The 14,332-nt window shown below is 67.9% G+C and carries 15 protein-coding genes and 3 pseudogenes; 7 read left to right on the top strand and 11 right to left on the bottom strand.

Translation table 11 applies throughout. The annotated features are described in order from the left end of the window. The 7 genes and pseudogenes from ABT063_RS47300 to ABT063_RS47270 all read right to left on the bottom strand — a co-directional run. Nucleotides 1-102, bottom strand: a pseudogene (locus tag ABT063_RS47300) (AzlC family ABC transporter permease); the annotation flags it as partial. Next, nucleotides 87-608: a peptidoglycan-binding domain-containing protein gene (locus ABT063_RS47295; RefSeq protein WP_351067497.1), complete on the bottom strand. Its 522-nt coding sequence runs from the start codon at nucleotides 606-608 to the stop codon at nucleotides 87-89. The gene ABT063_RS47295 and the pseudogene ABT063_RS47300, both read right to left, overlap by 16 nt. A 1,087-nt stretch (nucleotides 609-1,695) precedes the next feature. Further along, nucleotides 1,696-2,805, bottom strand: coding sequence for a sugar ABC transporter substrate-binding protein (locus ABT063_RS47290; RefSeq protein WP_351067495.1), 1,110 nt, complete (start codon nucleotides 2,803-2,805; stop codon nucleotides 1,696-1,698). Nucleotides 2,806-3,937: 1,132 nt separating this feature from the next. Then, on the bottom strand, nucleotides 3,938-4,204 hold the full coding sequence (locus tag ABT063_RS47285) for a hypothetical protein (RefSeq protein WP_351067492.1): 267 nt from the start codon (nucleotides 4,202-4,204) through the stop codon (nucleotides 3,938-3,940). Nucleotides 4,205-4,449: 245 nt separating this feature from the next. Next, a complete protein-coding gene (locus ABT063_RS47280; RefSeq protein ID WP_351067490.1) occupies nucleotides 4,450-4,818 on the bottom strand; it encodes a hypothetical protein in 369 nt (122 codons plus the stop codon). 703 nt (nucleotides 4,819-5,521) lie between these two features. After that, entirely contained in the window at nucleotides 5,522-5,989 is a 468-nt protein-coding gene (locus tag ABT063_RS47275; RefSeq protein ID WP_351067487.1) for a hypothetical protein, read from the bottom strand. Nucleotides 5,990-6,056: 67 nt separating this feature from the next. After that, nucleotides 6,057-6,614, bottom strand: coding sequence for a hypothetical protein (locus tag ABT063_RS47270; RefSeq protein WP_351067485.1), 558 nt, complete (start codon nucleotides 6,612-6,614; stop codon nucleotides 6,057-6,059). A 176-nt stretch (nucleotides 6,615-6,790) separates the two neighbouring features. On the opposite strand from ABT063_RS47270, the pseudogene ABT063_RS47265 reads away from it, so the two are divergent. Together ABT063_RS47265 and ABT063_RS47260 are read left to right on the top strand one after the other, a co-directional pair. Then, nucleotides 6,791-6,981 (top strand): annotated as a pseudogene (locus tag ABT063_RS47265) (transposase); the annotation flags it as partial. 728 nt (nucleotides 6,982-7,709) lie between these two features. After that, nucleotides 7,710-8,516, top strand: a complete 807-nt coding sequence (locus ABT063_RS47260; protein WP_351067483.1) for a hypothetical protein — start codon at nucleotides 7,710-7,712, stop codon at nucleotides 8,514-8,516. Here ABT063_RS47260 and ABT063_RS47255 read toward each other — a convergent pair. Beyond that, the gene (locus tag ABT063_RS47255; protein WP_351067480.1) at nucleotides 8,464-9,159 is read right to left on the bottom strand and encodes a transposase; all 696 of its coding nucleotides are present in this window, start codon (nucleotides 9,157-9,159) and stop codon (nucleotides 8,464-8,466) included. The two genes, ABT063_RS47260 and ABT063_RS47255, sit on opposite strands and share 53 nt — an antisense overlap. On the opposite strand from ABT063_RS47255, the gene ABT063_RS47250 reads away from it, so the two are divergent. Together ABT063_RS47250 and ABT063_RS47245 are read left to right on the top strand one after the other, a co-directional pair. After that, entirely contained in the window at nucleotides 9,083-9,748 is a 666-nt protein-coding gene (locus tag ABT063_RS47250) for a hypothetical protein (protein WP_351067498.1), read from the top strand. The two genes, ABT063_RS47255 and ABT063_RS47250, sit on opposite strands and share 77 nt — an antisense overlap. 316 nt (nucleotides 9,749-10,064) lie before the next feature. Next, nucleotides 10,065-10,271 (top strand): hypothetical protein, encoded by a 207-nt coding sequence (locus ABT063_RS47245; RefSeq protein WP_351067478.1) that lies wholly within the window; start codon nucleotides 10,065-10,067, stop codon nucleotides 10,269-10,271. Between the two features lie 293 nt (nucleotides 10,272-10,564). Here the strand turns inward: ABT063_RS47245 and ABT063_RS47240 are convergent, their stop codons facing one another. The 3 genes and pseudogenes from ABT063_RS47240 to ABT063_RS47230 form a co-directional block, all read right to left on the bottom strand. After that, a complete protein-coding gene (locus ABT063_RS47240) occupies nucleotides 10,565-10,777 on the bottom strand; it encodes a DUF4287 domain-containing protein (RefSeq protein ID WP_351067475.1) in 213 nt (70 codons plus the stop codon). Nucleotides 10,778-10,874: 97 nt separating this feature from the next. Then, nucleotides 10,875-11,210, bottom strand: a pseudogene (locus tag ABT063_RS47235) (RNA polymerase subunit sigma-70); the annotation flags it as partial. 184 nt (nucleotides 11,211-11,394) lie between these two features. Beyond that, on the bottom strand, nucleotides 11,395-11,757 hold the full coding sequence (locus tag ABT063_RS47230; protein WP_351067472.1) for a MerR family transcriptional regulator: 363 nt from the start codon (nucleotides 11,755-11,757) through the stop codon (nucleotides 11,395-11,397). Nucleotides 11,758-11,830: 73 nt separating this feature from the next. Here ABT063_RS47230 and ABT063_RS47225 point away from each other — a divergent pair, with 73 nt between their 5' ends. From ABT063_RS47225 to ABT063_RS47215, 3 genes are all read left to right on the top strand, one after another. Further along, complete coding sequence (locus ABT063_RS47225) at nucleotides 11,831-12,691, top strand: NAD(P)-dependent oxidoreductase (RefSeq protein WP_351067471.1); 861 nt, start codon at nucleotides 11,831-11,833, stop codon at nucleotides 12,689-12,691. Between the two features lie 273 nt (nucleotides 12,692-12,964). Further along, nucleotides 12,965-13,345 carry an AF_0692 family protein gene (locus ABT063_RS47220; protein ID WP_351067469.1) on the top strand — a complete coding sequence of 127 codons (381 nt, stop codon included), beginning with the start codon at nucleotides 12,965-12,967 and terminating at the stop codon, nucleotides 13,343-13,345. Beyond that, nucleotides 13,339-14,310: a glycoside hydrolase family 113 gene (locus ABT063_RS47215; protein WP_351067467.1), complete on the top strand. Its 972-nt coding sequence runs from the start codon at nucleotides 13,339-13,341 to the stop codon at nucleotides 14,308-14,310. Before ABT063_RS47220 ends, ABT063_RS47215 begins: the two co-directional genes overlap by 7 nt. The last annotated feature ends 22 nt before the right edge of the window (nucleotides 14,311-14,332 follow it).

The raw sequence follows: 14,332 nt of genomic DNA, 5'->3' as shown, positions 1-14,332 counted from the left end.
GACCGGGCCGCCCCCGGCGAGCAGCACCCCGACCGCGCTGAACTGGGCCGCGCCCGCGTACACGACGAGCGACATCACCACCCGGCTCAGCACCATGAGGCCTGGGCGTTGGCGTATGTCTTGAACGCGGCTTGGGTGCCGGACCCGGCGATTCCGTCAATCGCGCCGGTGTATCCGTAGCCATCCGCGAGCCGCCGCTGCAGCGCCGACACCGTGCCGGATCCGACGATTCCGTCGATCGCGCCGGTGTAGCCGTAGCCGTCCGCGAGTCGGCGTTGCATCGCCTTCCAGCTATTGGTGCCCAGCTGGCCGTCGATCGCGCCGGTGTAACCCCAGCCGGCGTTCTTGAGATAGCACTGGACGTACTTGGCTTGCGTAGTGCTCAGGCCGAGGTTGACCACCGCGAGCGGAGTGGCCTCGCCGCTCGCCACTGAACTCGAACCCCGTCCGGCGGCGAGCGGAGCGGCCTCGTCAGCCGCTGCCGAACTCGAACTCTGTGCGGGGGCTGCGGAGCTGGCGGTCGCACCCGCCAGGCCCCCAACGGCAAGTCCAGCGAGGGCCGTGACACTGACGACCGTGCGCGTCAGCACATTTGTCCCCGTTCTCATGTATTGCCCTTCTTTTTGTGAGTGGCATGGACACGGCTAGACTTCTGGTGCGAACTCCGCACTCATAGGCCAAGAGGGCGGAATGGCCGATACCAGGGTCAAAACTGGCAAAAAACAAGCAGCCCACGGCCATCTGAGCCGTACGGTCCGGTGATTACGACGTAATCACTGCGCTACTGAAGACGGCTCGTCTTGCCCAGGTCCCCGGTTGAGTCATTTGTGCGTATCACTCGACGCGGGACGACACGCCAGATGGCGACGGCGCCGTACCGGGCGACGGCGGCGTCCGAACGGGGCCGTAGCGGCGTAGCCACGGCGGAGCCGAACTCGGACGCTACCCGGGAACGGGGCTACGGGCGGCTGGCCCGGACCGGACAGCGGTACGCGCGCGGCCTGGCCGATGGTCGCAAGGCTTGGCAGGCAGAGGCCGTACGCCGGCCTGACAGGGCAGTGAGGCGATGCCCTCAACTGGCGCGGCCGGCGCGGCCCAAGGACCTGTCCCGCCGTGGCGACGGGGACAGCCGGAGGCCGCACCTTGGATGAACGCGCGACCGCCCGACAGGAGCGGCTCGATCGCACCGCCCAAGACTCCTGCCGCTACCACCGCGCTTCTACGACGGTCAGGACTACCAGTCCGCCCTGATCAAGACGGCCCTCACCGGCCACACGGCCATCGACCACTCCGGCAGCGCCACACCGAACTCGAGGCGAGCGTCACACAGACCGTGGCCGCAGACACCAGCACGCCCGCCACCGCCCCTCCGAGCCCGGGCCCGGCCGCCTGCCGACGATCCTGGTCCACGCTCACGACCACCTGCTCGCGACCCGTTACCACCAGCTCGCCGACTGAGCTTCGACAGCTCCACTGACCTCCGAGATGAGACAAGCATCCGACCTGCTCGATGATGGTGTCGCTCTCGCGGTCCGTGTATCCCTGGATGGGGCCATGGATGGGGGAGAGCAGCGGGACGGTGACGGGCACCTGGCCCATCGCGGCCGCGGCGCAGGCGGCGAGCAGGGTGAGAGCGCCCCGCACCGGGGTCGCTCACTTCATCCCTGCGGCCACTGCTCCCTCGCTCCCGGGGGCCTACTTCTTCAGGCCTGTCGCCGCGCAGTCGGCCGCGAGTTCGGGCGTGCATATGTCGGACGGTTTGTACATGCCGTCCCTGATGACCGTGTCCTTGATGTTGTCCTTCGTCAGGGCGACGACGGGCACGAGCCGCGCGGGAATGCCCTTGCGGGTGGGGCTGTCGACTCTTTGGCTTGTAAGGGCGTCGAACTGTATGTCCTTGCCCTGGGCCTTCGTCACGGCCATCTCGGCGGCGTTCTCGGCCTCCTGTGGGTACGGCTTGTACACGCTCATGTACTGCTCGCCGGTGACGATCCGCTGCACTGCCGAGAGCTCCGCGTCCTGCCCGGTGATCGGCGGCAGGCCGGTCACGCCCGCGGCCTTCAGCGCCTTGACGATGCCGCCCGCCAGGCCGTCGTTGGCGGCGTAGACGGCCTTGATGTTGTTCTTGCCGATTTCGTTGATCGCCTCGGTCATGTTCTTCTCGGCGTTCTGCGGCTTCCAGTCCTTGGTGTCGAACGACTTGGCGATCGTCACCTTGCCGTCGAGCACGTGGAGTGCGCCCGCCTTGAACTGCTTGGCGTTCGGATCGGTGGACGAGCCGTTCATCATGACGATCTTGTCGGAGATGCCGGCGTCCTCGCCGAGGGCCTCCAGCAGGGAGCGGCCCTGCACCTCGCCGACGAGTTCGTTGTCGAAGGTGATGTACGCGTCAATCGGGCCCTCGGCCAGCCGGTCGTAGGCGATGACCGGGATACCGGCCTCCTTGGCCTTCCTCACCCCGCTGGCGATGGCGTGCGCATCGACGGGGTCCAGCAGGATCACGTCGGCGCGCTCGTCGATCATCCGCTGCAGCTGCCGGGCCTGCTTGCCCGCGTCCGCCTCGGCGTTGGCGTACTCGACCCGGCCCTGGCTGCGGGTGAGGGACTCGACCTTCGCCTTGATGATGGGGTAGTGGAATTGCTCGTACTGGGGGTTCGACTTTTCCGGCAGGAGCAGCCCCACGGTGATGTCGTCGCCCTTGGCCGGGCTCGCGTCGTCGCTGCTCCCCGTCGCGTCGAGCGCGCCGCAGCCGGTGAGCGAGACGGAGATCGTGGTGGCGGCCACGGATATGGCGATACGACGCATCGGGAGCTCACTTCAGGTGCGATCCGGACGTGGGCACTGCATGGCGGCCCACCTGACTGAAAAGCCAACGCGGAGACGACCCTCAGCGTCGAGCGGAGCTACTTTACGAGATGAGAGACGGCATCTCGCAGACTGCTCTCCCGAATCGCTCCGACTGCGACATCCCGACCAAGAACATCAACAGGGCCACTCCCGCCAGGGCCATGGCATCGGCTGCCGCCAGCAGCAGGGCGACCGCAGCATGGTCAACGGCGCGGGCCGACGCCCCCTGGCCCCGGTGTCTGTGGGATCCGCGACGCGCTGAGCATCGGAGCCTGCGCAAATGCCGGAATCCGAGCTTGATGCGCACTGATCGCGTCAGCTGAAGACGAACAATCCAGACCGATGAGCTGCGCAGGCCGGTTACTGTCCGTCCCGACGCGCGGTAGCCCACGCCTGACCCAGCACGTACAGAAGACCCGTGACCGCTGCCGCGGCTAGACACCCCACGGCGAGCGGTCCGGCCTCGGGATGGGGGTGCTTCGGGACCTCGTATCCGTTGCGCACGCCGATGTCATGGACCGCTTTCTCGATCGCGCGCTTGTCGGCGGCGCTCAATCCGCCAGCGGACGCGAGTGACTCCGACATCCTGCAGGCGCAGTCGTGCCCCGGCAGACCATCGGCTCTCCTGTTTCGGTGTCGAGGATGAGGTCCGGCGGGTCGCTGCAGCTTTCGGAGTCGGAGAAGGACACCGCGTAGGGCGAAGGCTCAGGGCTGGTCGCGATCCAGTTGATGCCGAATACCGCGGCGAATACCACCCATGCGATCGCACCCATCCCCCCCAACTTCGTGGCGCGAGCGAGCCGCCCCGGCTTCTGAGTCTGCTCGGCAGCCTGTCCGTCATCCCGCGGTGTCTGCGCGCCCTAGGCCCGATCAGCCCCGTGCAGGTCAGGCGCGAACGACGACTGCCGCACCCCGCCTCCCGACACTCCCCTTCCTGTCACGTCGACTCTCGGTTTGCGCGGATACCTGGGTCGCGGTTCGCGCGGATGCCTGGGTCGCATTTGCACAACGTACTGCCCCCTGTCCCCGTGTGACCGGCACCCTCGTACGGAACCGCGAGGGAGCCCTGCCCCAGGGGCCGAGCCGTACGTCAGCCGGCGGGTTCGATACGGAGGACGGCGGCGGTGTCGAGGATCTCGACGACCTCCAGGCTCATGGCGTCGTTGATGGTCGCGGGGGGTCCCTCGCCGCAGCTCAGCCCGACGCCGCCGCCGCCCTCCGACGACACGCCGCCGCCACCGGCACAGCCCGAAACGCTGTAGCCCGACCCCGTCAGCGGCGCGACCATATCGACCCTGCCGCCGGTGATCGCCGTCACCTCGATCGGCCCGAGGCCGTACGTTTCCGGCACTGTCACGACGTCCCCCACGGCGACCTCGATCTCGCACGTCCCGTCAGCGCACGGCCCGGTCGGCGAGGGGGATGGCGGGGCCGTTTCCGTGGGGGTCGGCGTGGGGTCGGCTGCCGGTGACCCGGAGCTGGACCCGCTGGGCCGGCCCTCGGCGGGGGACCCGTCCGAAGAATCCGAGGAACACGACGTGAGAGCGGCGAACACGACAGCGACAACAACGGCGACTACGGCGGTGGATGACGTTCTGCGCATCATGGTCGCCATGAAACCCCGCCCCGGTCGGGACCCCTCCCGGCCCTCGCCCGGGCAGGCGCGGGATCGGCGACACTGTCCTCCACCCTTTCGAGCAGTTCCTCGTCCTGACGGCGCGGAGCGGCGAGCAGGTCGGCGGCGGCCTGGTCGCGGGCCTCTTCCGCGATGCTCTCCCCGGCCCGGCAGGCCGCCAGCGCCCGGGCTGTGACGGCGTACTCGTCTTGGGCGTTCCTCAGCAGGCCTCGTTCGTCGTTCGGCCGCCGGCCACGCGGCATGTCTGTCGTGATCATCGATCCGATGGTCAGCGGCAGCATGGCGCTGCGCGAGAAGGAGCTGCGCCATATAAGGAGCTGCGCCATATGGGGCATCGCTCGGGCTTACTGGCTCCCAGTCCGAGCGGGATGACCTGCGCGCCGGCGTCAAGCGCGACGGCGGGTGGAGCCGGGCCGTGATGGTCATCTGCTCAGCGGTGATTGCTGCGGCTGCTGTGGTGCTTGCCGTTGCGGACCGGCTCGCTTGAAAGATTCAGAGACGGGTGGTCAGGGCAAGTCAGACGGCCCGGGCTCGACTTCGGCGGCAGCCGGGTTGGATGCGGGTGTGTGCCTGCGTGACCAGCTGGCCGAGGCGATCGCCTCCCTTCGCTGGCAGGCAGCGGTGATGCCGGCGCTGGCCTCTGGCCGTGTGAGTGGAGCCGGTGCCACCGGGCCAGAGGGCGAGTCATCACCTGGCTCGGAGCCCAGGGGATCAGCCCTTGGGGAGGGCCGGTGAGGCAGCGTCGGGGCAGGAGGGGCATCGGGTCGAAATTCCGTTGTGGCGGGCGACGGGTCAGACGAAGAGCAGGCCCAGCCGGATCTCTGCGACCTGTGCGGAACGGTGATTTCGGATGGTTCGGAGGGGTATGCGCTGCTTCAGGATTCGCCCGTCATCCACGCACAGGACCCGGAGAAGTTGTATGCGAACCCGGAGTCGCGCCGCCGGGATCAAGCGGCGCGACAGCGCGCTCTCCGCCGCACACGTCGGCCGCTTGCCCCAGAGCTGGCGTCGCGCATGCGAGTGCCTGTGTGGGCTTGGTCAGGTGGACAGCAAGCGCCTGAAGAATGACCGGTACTTGTGCAGGGCCATGCGGAGGTCTTCGGTGTTCGCCTCCTCACCGCGGTTCCACTGCTTCTCGAGATCCTGCTTGTGCTCGGCGAACGTCGCAGCCAGTGTCTGCATCACATCCGCGACGAGGGCGTCGGCCGCGTGCACCGCTTCGCGCGGGTCGTCGACGAACTCGTTCTGAATCTCCTGCCAGCGAGCACGGAAGCCTTCCTCGTCCTCCGTCGTCAGGAGTTGGGGCTGGTCGTCCGCGGCCGCCGTGGTCTCCGGCTCCGTCTGGGCCGGTGATGCGGCGGGCTCACTGGCGGTGGCCTCACCCGGGTAGGCGGAAGCCTCGGGCCGGCTCTCGGGCTCTGCGCCCGCATCCGGGCCGTGGGGCTCGGCGAGGTCCTCGGTGGACAGACCGCTCTCGGTCGGTCCGGGTGTGGGTTCCCTTTGCATCTCTCCTCCGTCCTCCTCCATCCCCCCTTGCGTCCCGTCCCGCCGGAAGCCTCGGCACTGGGACCGCTCAGGCCTTGGCGTGACGAGCTTGGCCCCCGTCGGAGAGCAGTTCACCGAACAGGGTGCGGTAGTGCATCATGGCGCCACGCAGCTGCTCGGTCGTGGCCTGGTGTGCCATGCTGAGCTGGTTGATCTCGTGCGCGGCGCGGTAGTGCTCGATCGTGCGGCCATGCTCGACCGACAGGTCCCTGAGGCGCTGATCCAGGCCCTCAGTGGGGTAGCCGCGCTCGCGCATCAGCGAGGTCACCAGGAGATCCGCGTCCTGTACGGCGTCCTCGGGGCGGTCTACGAATTCTTCCTGCACGTTGGCCCACTCCCGGGCGTACCGCTCCCGGACGCCTCTGGGCAGTGACTTGAGATCGAGCGAGTCATGCCGCTTCTCGCGTGCGCTCAGCTCACGCTCGGCCTTGAGCCGACTGCCAGCGTCTTCGACCGTTCGTTCATACTCCGGGCCGAAACGCTCGCGCAGGCGCCGACGGCGCAGAACGAGAAGGGCTGCCACGGCAAGCACGGCAATCACCACCACAACCGGGATGATGATCGCCAGGAGAGTCCCTGTCGACATCGAACCGACCTCCTTACGCGTGTCCCATATACCCCCTTTAGTGCGTTATGCACCCATCTCGCTGCGGGGAAACGGCGTCGTACCGGCCTCGCATGCCTCAGAGGGCATCTGATCTAGGTAGTTGGTGTTTCGGGATGTTCGTGTGACTGCCGGTGCTGGTGGTCGTCGCCTGGTGTGTGAGTGCTCGTCGTCCGTATCGCAGTGAAGTGTCCGATGCCCGTGGGCGTTGATCGAGCCGGTGTTCACCGCCTGGCGGGCCGCTCGTACCGAGCCCGGTACGGCAGCACGGGTGCATGATCTCCGGGAGATCGTGAACGCGATCCTGTACGTCAACCGCACCGGGATCCTGTGGGAGTACCTGCCGCACGCTTCCCTCCCTACAAGATGCGCTGGAGCCCTCGGTGGTAGTGGCGGGGACGGTGCAGGCTGCCGTTCCGCTTCCAGGAGTCGTGCGGTGCCGGCACCAGGATCAGTCGCGCAGGCGTTACACACCGTTAGGCGTCAACGTCCTCGTCCCCCGCTCAATTAGCCTGTACGCGCCGGGCACCTATGTGGCTCGCCGTGTCATAGGGCCTCGGATCAACAACTCCGCTGTATAGCCCATCAGTTGTGGCACATTCGACGGCGTTTGTCCACTCGGCTGGCTGCGAACAAAGAACGGACCCGTGGTTCGGGGGACACTGGTGGAGCGCGCATGGTAGGTCGTGGTGCCTCTAACGGGATGCCGCAAGGCCGGGGCCAGCCGCATCCCACACGAGTACGTCACGTCGCCGCCCAGTCGAGCCCGGGGGCGGCGAGCTGCTGGTATCCAGAAGCGGGTTTTGTGATCAGCGGAACCTGGAGCCGATATGCCCCCGGCGACCACACACGGTGACATCAGGCCAGGCCTCACCGAGGAATACGCGACACCCCAACATGCGAGCTCACCAGTCCGGAGGGGGTGCTGCACACCGGACGGCAGCAGGGGCTGCCCCAGCGCACGGCAACACCGAGACGGCGCGGTCGACCGTACTCCGGCTCCGCCCTCCGGGAAGAGCTGCGGGAGCCGTTCGAGCTGTGGGAGCGTCTACGCCCTGGCGAATCGAGGGGGGACCAGTGATCAACGAGCCGCAGAGGCGGGACCGATTGCGTCTCGCGCGGCAGCGGCCGGCGCCGAACCATGTCCGAGCACGGGTACGTGAGGAACGCCCCGAGCCGCAGCCCGAGGCCGGGGCTTCCTGGGTACGAAGGGCTTGGCGTCGCTTGCGACGGGCCCACTGGGCGCATGCCATCACGGTCACGGGGACAGCGCTCGCGGCCGTTGCAGCCATCGGAGGGCTTTGGGCCCAGGCCGTTGCCTCGTACTGGAGCCAGCAGACCGCAAAAGACCAGCTGTCCCAGTCCAAAGAAGACGCTGCCCGTCAGACGCAGGATCAGGCATCGAAGGTGACCTACTGGGTCGAGCATCCTTTAGGACGCCGGGAAAACATGAAGCTCCATGTTCTGAACAGGTCGCCTGACCCGGTCTCCGGGGTTCGGATCGTGCTTGACGTCTTCCACGGAAGCGTGGCCTTCGACGGGGACGGGCACGTCTCCGAAGGAGAGAAGCCACAGCAGTGGGAGCTGCTCTTGACCAACCTGGGCCCGTGTGCCGAAATCGTGTACCCGGCACCCAAGATGCGGCTGGAAACTATCCCTCGCAATCACATTGCGTCCCTGGACGAGTGGCCCAAGCTTTCCGACCAAGGTCACTGGAAAGTCGGGTCCATGCAGTTCATCGACAGCAGCGGAAGAGGGTGGACCCGTACCTCGACAGGTTTGGACAAACGCTCATCACCTACCGTTGACGGCGACATGAACATTATTTGGTTCAACGATGAGGAAACGCACGAGGCCGACCTGTGCGAGGGCAGCAGCCGGTGAGGGCATTCCATTGGGCTGGCGCCTCTCGCCGGTATCGCCACGGCCCTGCGCGCAGACCAGCAGGAAGCCGCCCAAGGAATTGCCACCACCCGACTGAAGGTGTGCCACGCGTAGAACTGCGGTAAGAGCTCGTAACACGATCATGGACGGGCTTTCTTGAGGCGTCTCCAGCAGATGAGGCCGCAGGCGAGGGAGACGAGTGCGTCGTGCAGGTCGAGGCGTCTTTCCCGGCGGACGGCCAGCCGCTTGAAGTGGTGCAGGAGTGAGAAGGTCTGCTCGACGACGTAGCGGAGCTTGCCCAGGTCCTTGATGTTCGGGGCGCCCTTGCGGGAGATGACCGACAGATCCGGCGCCTGCGCAGCTCACGACGGTTGGGGTTGCTGTCGTATCCCTTGTCGCCGAGCAGGGCGTCGGGGCGCCTGCGTGGTCGTCCGGGTTTGCCGGCCACGGGCGGGATGCCGTCGACCAGGGTCAGGGTCTGCGTGAAGTCGTTGACGTTGGCCGCGGTGGTGATGACCTTGAACGGGGTGCCCTTCCCGTCGCAGATCAGGTGGTGTTTACTGCCCGTGCTGAAGACCGATTTGAGCGCGGACCAGCTGAAGCGGGCACGGCTGCGGGCCGAGCACGTGCTGGAGGCGGACACCGGCTACCGCGCCGGCCACCCGGCGCGAGCCCTGCCTGGCGAACCGCGACCTGAGTACGACCCGGCCACCACCACAGTGACCCAGCGGCGCCGGGCCAAGGCCGCGGAGCTGAAGGCCCGCGGTCCCGCGGAGGCCGAGATGCTGGGGCTGGCGCACATGAGCGAGCGCCCGCTGCGTCGGCTGGCCGTCGGCAGCATCGAGGACATCGTGCGGGGCTGCGCGGATGGGAGGTGGACCCGCCGGGGCGGCGGGCACCCGAGCGTCACCGAGGAGATCCGTGAGGCGATCTTCGGGGTGAGACGCGAGTGCCTTCAGCGATCGCGCACTAGCATGCGGGTCAAGCACCGGCTGCTGCACCAGTACGTTCGCGAGGTGTTTCCCGACTTCCCGACCGAGAGAGTTCTGGGCTACGACACCCTGGCCGCGGTCTGGGACGAGTGGTTCGGCCCGGACGGAGCCCGGCAGCGCTACCTGCACACGGCGGACGCCATCGGGGACACCTCCACCCGGGTGGTGGTGCACCGCCCGGGCCAGGTGGTTGCACTGGACACCACACCACACCACACCACACCACACCGCTGCCGGTGAAGGTCCGCGAGTCGGTGTTCGGCGATCCGGTGTCGGTGATGCTGACGATCGCGCTGGACTGCTACACGCACTCGATCGTCGCGTTCCGGTTGACCCTGGTGTCGGAGACCTCGGTGGACATCGCGATGCTGCTGCGGGATGTGATGATGCCGCTGCCCCTGCGCGAGGGCTGGGGCACGGAGATGGAATGGCCCTACCCAGGCGTCCCGGCCACGGTGGTCGCCCAGTTCGCGGGCCACAGGGTTGCGGCTTTGCCTTCCTCTCCCCGGAGACGGTCACGACCGATCACGGCAGCCCCTACAAGAACCACCACGTTGTGGCAGCGGAACGGACTCTGGGCTGCAACATCCTTCCCGCTCGCACGCTGCGGCCCACGGACAAGTTCGCCGTCGAGCGGGCGTTCTCCGCGATCAACGGCCTGCTGCTGGAGCACCTGCTGGGCTTCACCGGGGCGGACGTCGCCGATCGCGGCGCCGACCCGGAGGCCGGCGCGGTGTTGTCGATGTCCCGGGTGCCGTTGTAGCGGCGCGTCAGCTGACGAGGCGCCATCGACCGCCTCCTCCAGCACTGCGAGACAACGTCCATCAACGGCCCCAGCCACCGGCTCAAGGCCATCGAGCGGGGTATCGGAAGGACCCTGACGGCTGGGGACGTTCGTCCGTACGCAACTGGGGAGCGGCGGTCGTACGCCGACAGTCCGTGCAACAGAACGAGGGGCGGCCCCGACCCATCCCAGTCACGGGAGGAGAGCAGCACCCCGTCGTTGACGAGGTGCGCTCGGACCACCCCATGCAATGTGCTCCCATGCGTGGCAGCTCAGTTGCCGGACCGCTCGGCGAGGGTGTGCGCTACGAGGGCATTGGCGTGACCGTGGCCCAGCCCGTGCTCGGCCTTGAGCCAGTTCATGAGCTCCATGTGCTTGGTCAGAGGCGAGGAGCGGATCAGGTCCTTCCACTCCGCAATCGGGCGACCGTACTTCTTCTCGATGGAAGGGAAGTAGCTGGCAGGGCCCTTCACGGTGGCGGTCATGTCAGCCATCCTGTCTGTCCGTTGTGTTGCTTCGGTGTTGTCGCTGGTATGACCGAGGGACGCGAACGGAGTCATCGGTCGAAGAAGGTGTGCTGCGTCACACCTCCCGCTCGCCGACGTGCGGGGGCAGGTTGAAAAGCGGGAACAGCCGCTCGGTGTCCCGGCAGACATGGATGTCGGTGATCCGGTCCCCGGAGATGTCGACGACCTGAAGGGCCCAGGGCTCGAATCCCGCTCCGGTGACGCTGGGCCGGTACTGGCCGAAGGCCGGCGAGCCGTTCGCCAGGGTGGGGACCAGCCGGGGTCCCCGGCAGCCGACGGCGGGTCCGGTCAGCCGTGCCTGGATGTCGGAGACGCCTCGCATCCACAGGGCGTAAGGCGGCAGGGACATGGTGGCGTCCACATGCAGCAGCATGTTCAGCTCCTCCATGTCGAGGCTGGGCGTCTGGCCCCCGCCCCCTTGCGCTGATCTCGCTAGCTGAGCCCTGGCCTACGAGGTCGCCTCAGGACCGTCGTCACCGAGCTCGCGCCAGCGCAGATACTCCAGGCTCTGCCATGTCACCCCGGCCTCGATCTGCGCCGGGGTCAGCCCGGTCTCCTCGGCCAGGACCTCCTCGCTAGCTAGCCAGCCGCCGCTCCGTGGCCGCCAGGTACTCAAGCAGCGTCTGGCGGGACTGGACGAGCGTGTCGATCTGCTCGTCCAGTCCGGCGATGCGCGCCCGTAGCAGGTCCAGGGTCTCCGGGCAGGGCCTCAGATCGGGGGCCGCGCCGGTGACGCACGGTTGGAGGTACCCGATCTCCTGGGTCGACAGCCCGGCGTCGAGCAGTTTCCTGATCTGGGCCACGGTCAGCACGGCGTCGTCGCCGTACTCGCGGTAGCCGTTGTCGCCGCGGTCGGGCACCAGCAGGCCCTGCGCCTCGTAGTACCGCAGTTGGTGCGGGTTCACCCCGGTCCGCCGACTCAGCTCCCCGATCAGCATGCGAATTCCCCCTTGACCTTCATACCGGTGTGAATGTTGACGATTGTGCCACCGATCAGAGAAGGAGCACATGATGCCCACTGGTACACCCGTCACGGTTCTGGGCCTCGGACTGATGGGCGGCGCCCTCGCCGGGGCGTTCTTGCGCGCGGGACACCCGACGACCGTGTGGAACCGCACGATGGCCAAGGCCGACGACCTCGTGGCTCGGGGCGCGACGCTCGCCGAGTCTCCGGCGGCCGCGATTGCGGCCGCCCCGCTCGTGGTGGTCTGCGTGTCGGACTACGACGCCGTGGCGGACGTCCTCGACGGACCGCTCGACGGTCGGGTCGTGGTGAACCTGACCTCGGGCACGCCCTCGCGCGCCAGAGCGCTCGCCGAGGAGGTGGCGCGCCGCGGCGGCAGCTACCTCGACGGCGGGATCATGGCCGTCCCGGAGGCCGTCGGCACGGCCGACGCCGTGCTCGCCTACAGCGGCCCGCGACCGCTGTACGACGCCCACGAGGCCACGCTGGGCAGTCTCGGCACGGGCATCCACCTCGGCGATGACCCCGGACTGCCGGCCACGCACGAGATGGCCACACTCGTCCTCATGTGGGGCATGCTCGACGGTTTCCTCAACGGCGCCGCGATCCTCGGCACGGCCGGTGTGTCCGCCACGGCGTATCTCCCCATCGCACAGACGGCGATCGACACGGTGGCCGGCTGGCTGCCGGGCTACGCTCGGCAGGCCGACGACGGCATCTACCCGGCCGACGACGGCACCATCGACACCCACCTGGCGGCGATGGCGCACGTGGTCGAGGAGAGCGAGTCGCTCGGCCTCAACGCCGAGCTGCCGAGGCTCGTCAAGGCACTGGCCGAGCGAGCGGCGATCGCCGGTCACGGCGCCAGCGGGTACGTGGCGCTGGTGGAGCAGTTCCGCAAGCCATGAGTCGCGCGGTGGCGGCCGGGTCACTCACCGGACCGCCCACATCGCCATGGGTCAGGCGTGAACGGACGTCAAGCCGCGCATGGTCGGAGGGTCGCGCTTTTCTAGACGCAAGTCATGCGCTCCTGGACGAAAGACGGATGCCCGACCTCCGGCTGTCTCTCTAGCGTCGACCGGACCGATGACGACCCGGACTTTGAGCCACCACGCGAAGGATCCTCAATGCGTGCAAGATCCACTCCTGCCGCACTGCCGCGGTTCAGGTACCGCTGGGCGGTGGTGGCCGGCCTGCTGGTGCTGTCTCCGATCAGCGCGGAGTACCTCATCGGCTACGGCGAAAGCACAGGTCGGCCGCTGGAGTTGCTGGCGGGCCTGCTCATCCTCGCGCCGCTCTACGGAACCGTCGCCGTGCTCATCCGCGAGATCACTCGGCGCACCGGTCGTGGCTGGCCGACGAACCTGATGTTGAGCGCGGCCTTCGGCATGATCCAGGCCGGTCTGATCGACCAGACCCTGTTCGACAATGAGGTCGAACCGCTCGGCGACGTCGATGGCACGGTGAAGTACGCGGTCAACGCCGCGATGCTCGGTGGTGTCGCCGGGCTTCTCCTCATGGCCGCCCACCGTCTGCGTCGACAGGAGCCGAGCGCATGCTGACCGTCCGCGGCATCTCCTACCTGGTCGGCGAGGCCAGCACCGATGACGTGCGGCGGGACCTGGAGGTTATTTCCCGGGATCTGCACTGCAACACGGTGATGCTCATCGGCGGCGACGGGAAGCGGCTGATCGATGCCGCCCGCACCGCCCTCGAGACCGGTCTCGGCGTCTACATCCGGCCCAACGTTCCCGAGCTGCCTCAGCCGAAGCTGCTGGAGCACCTGGACGCCGTCGCCGAGGCGGCCGAAGAACTTCGCCGGGAGCACCCGGACCGGGTGACGCTCCTGGTCGGCAGCGAGTTCTCACACACCGTGCCCGGCATCGTCCCCGGACCTCGCTCGTTCCTGCGCTTGAAGCTCATCGTGCGTTTCCACCGCGTGATGCGGCGCAGGATCGACCGGCGACTCCACAGACTGCTCACCACCGCCGTGACCACCGCGCGGCGCCGCTTCAGCGGACCGGTCACCTACTCCGCGGCCGGGTGGGAACACGTCGACTGGTCGCTGTTCGACCTGGTCGGCGTCAGCCTCTACCGCTCCGGCCGCAACCACCCCACCTACACAGACCGCCTGCGTGCCCTGGTTCGCGACCACGACAAGCCCGTCGTCATTACCGAGTTCGGGTGCGGTGCCTTCACCGGAGCCGACCAGCGGGGAGCCGGTTCCTTCTGGATCGTCAACTGGTTCGCCGTACCCCCGCACGTCCGCGGCGACCACCCCCGCGACGAGGCCGTCCAGGCCCGCTACCTCGGTGAACTCATCGACCAGTACGACGCGGAGGGCGTGTACGGCTGCTTCGTGTTCACCTTCGCCATGCCCGACTTCCCGCATCACGACGATCCTCGTCTCGACCTCGACAGGGCTGGCTTCGGGGTCGTGGCGGTGACCGGCGACGGTGCGTGCAGACCCAAGGAGGCGTTCCACGAGGTCGCGCGGCGCTACGGCGACATAGCCGTGGACGAATGACCGAGTGAGCGGAGCGGCCAGG

The sequence above is a fragment of the Streptomyces sp. NPDC002838 genome (genome assembly GCF_040295365.1).
In the GTDB taxonomy this organism is placed as follows: Bacteria; Actinomycetota; Actinomycetes; order Streptomycetales; family Streptomycetaceae; genus Streptomyces.
The sequence above is the reverse complement of the archived record's forward strand: the minus strand, read 5'-3'. Positions and strand labels throughout refer to the sequence as shown.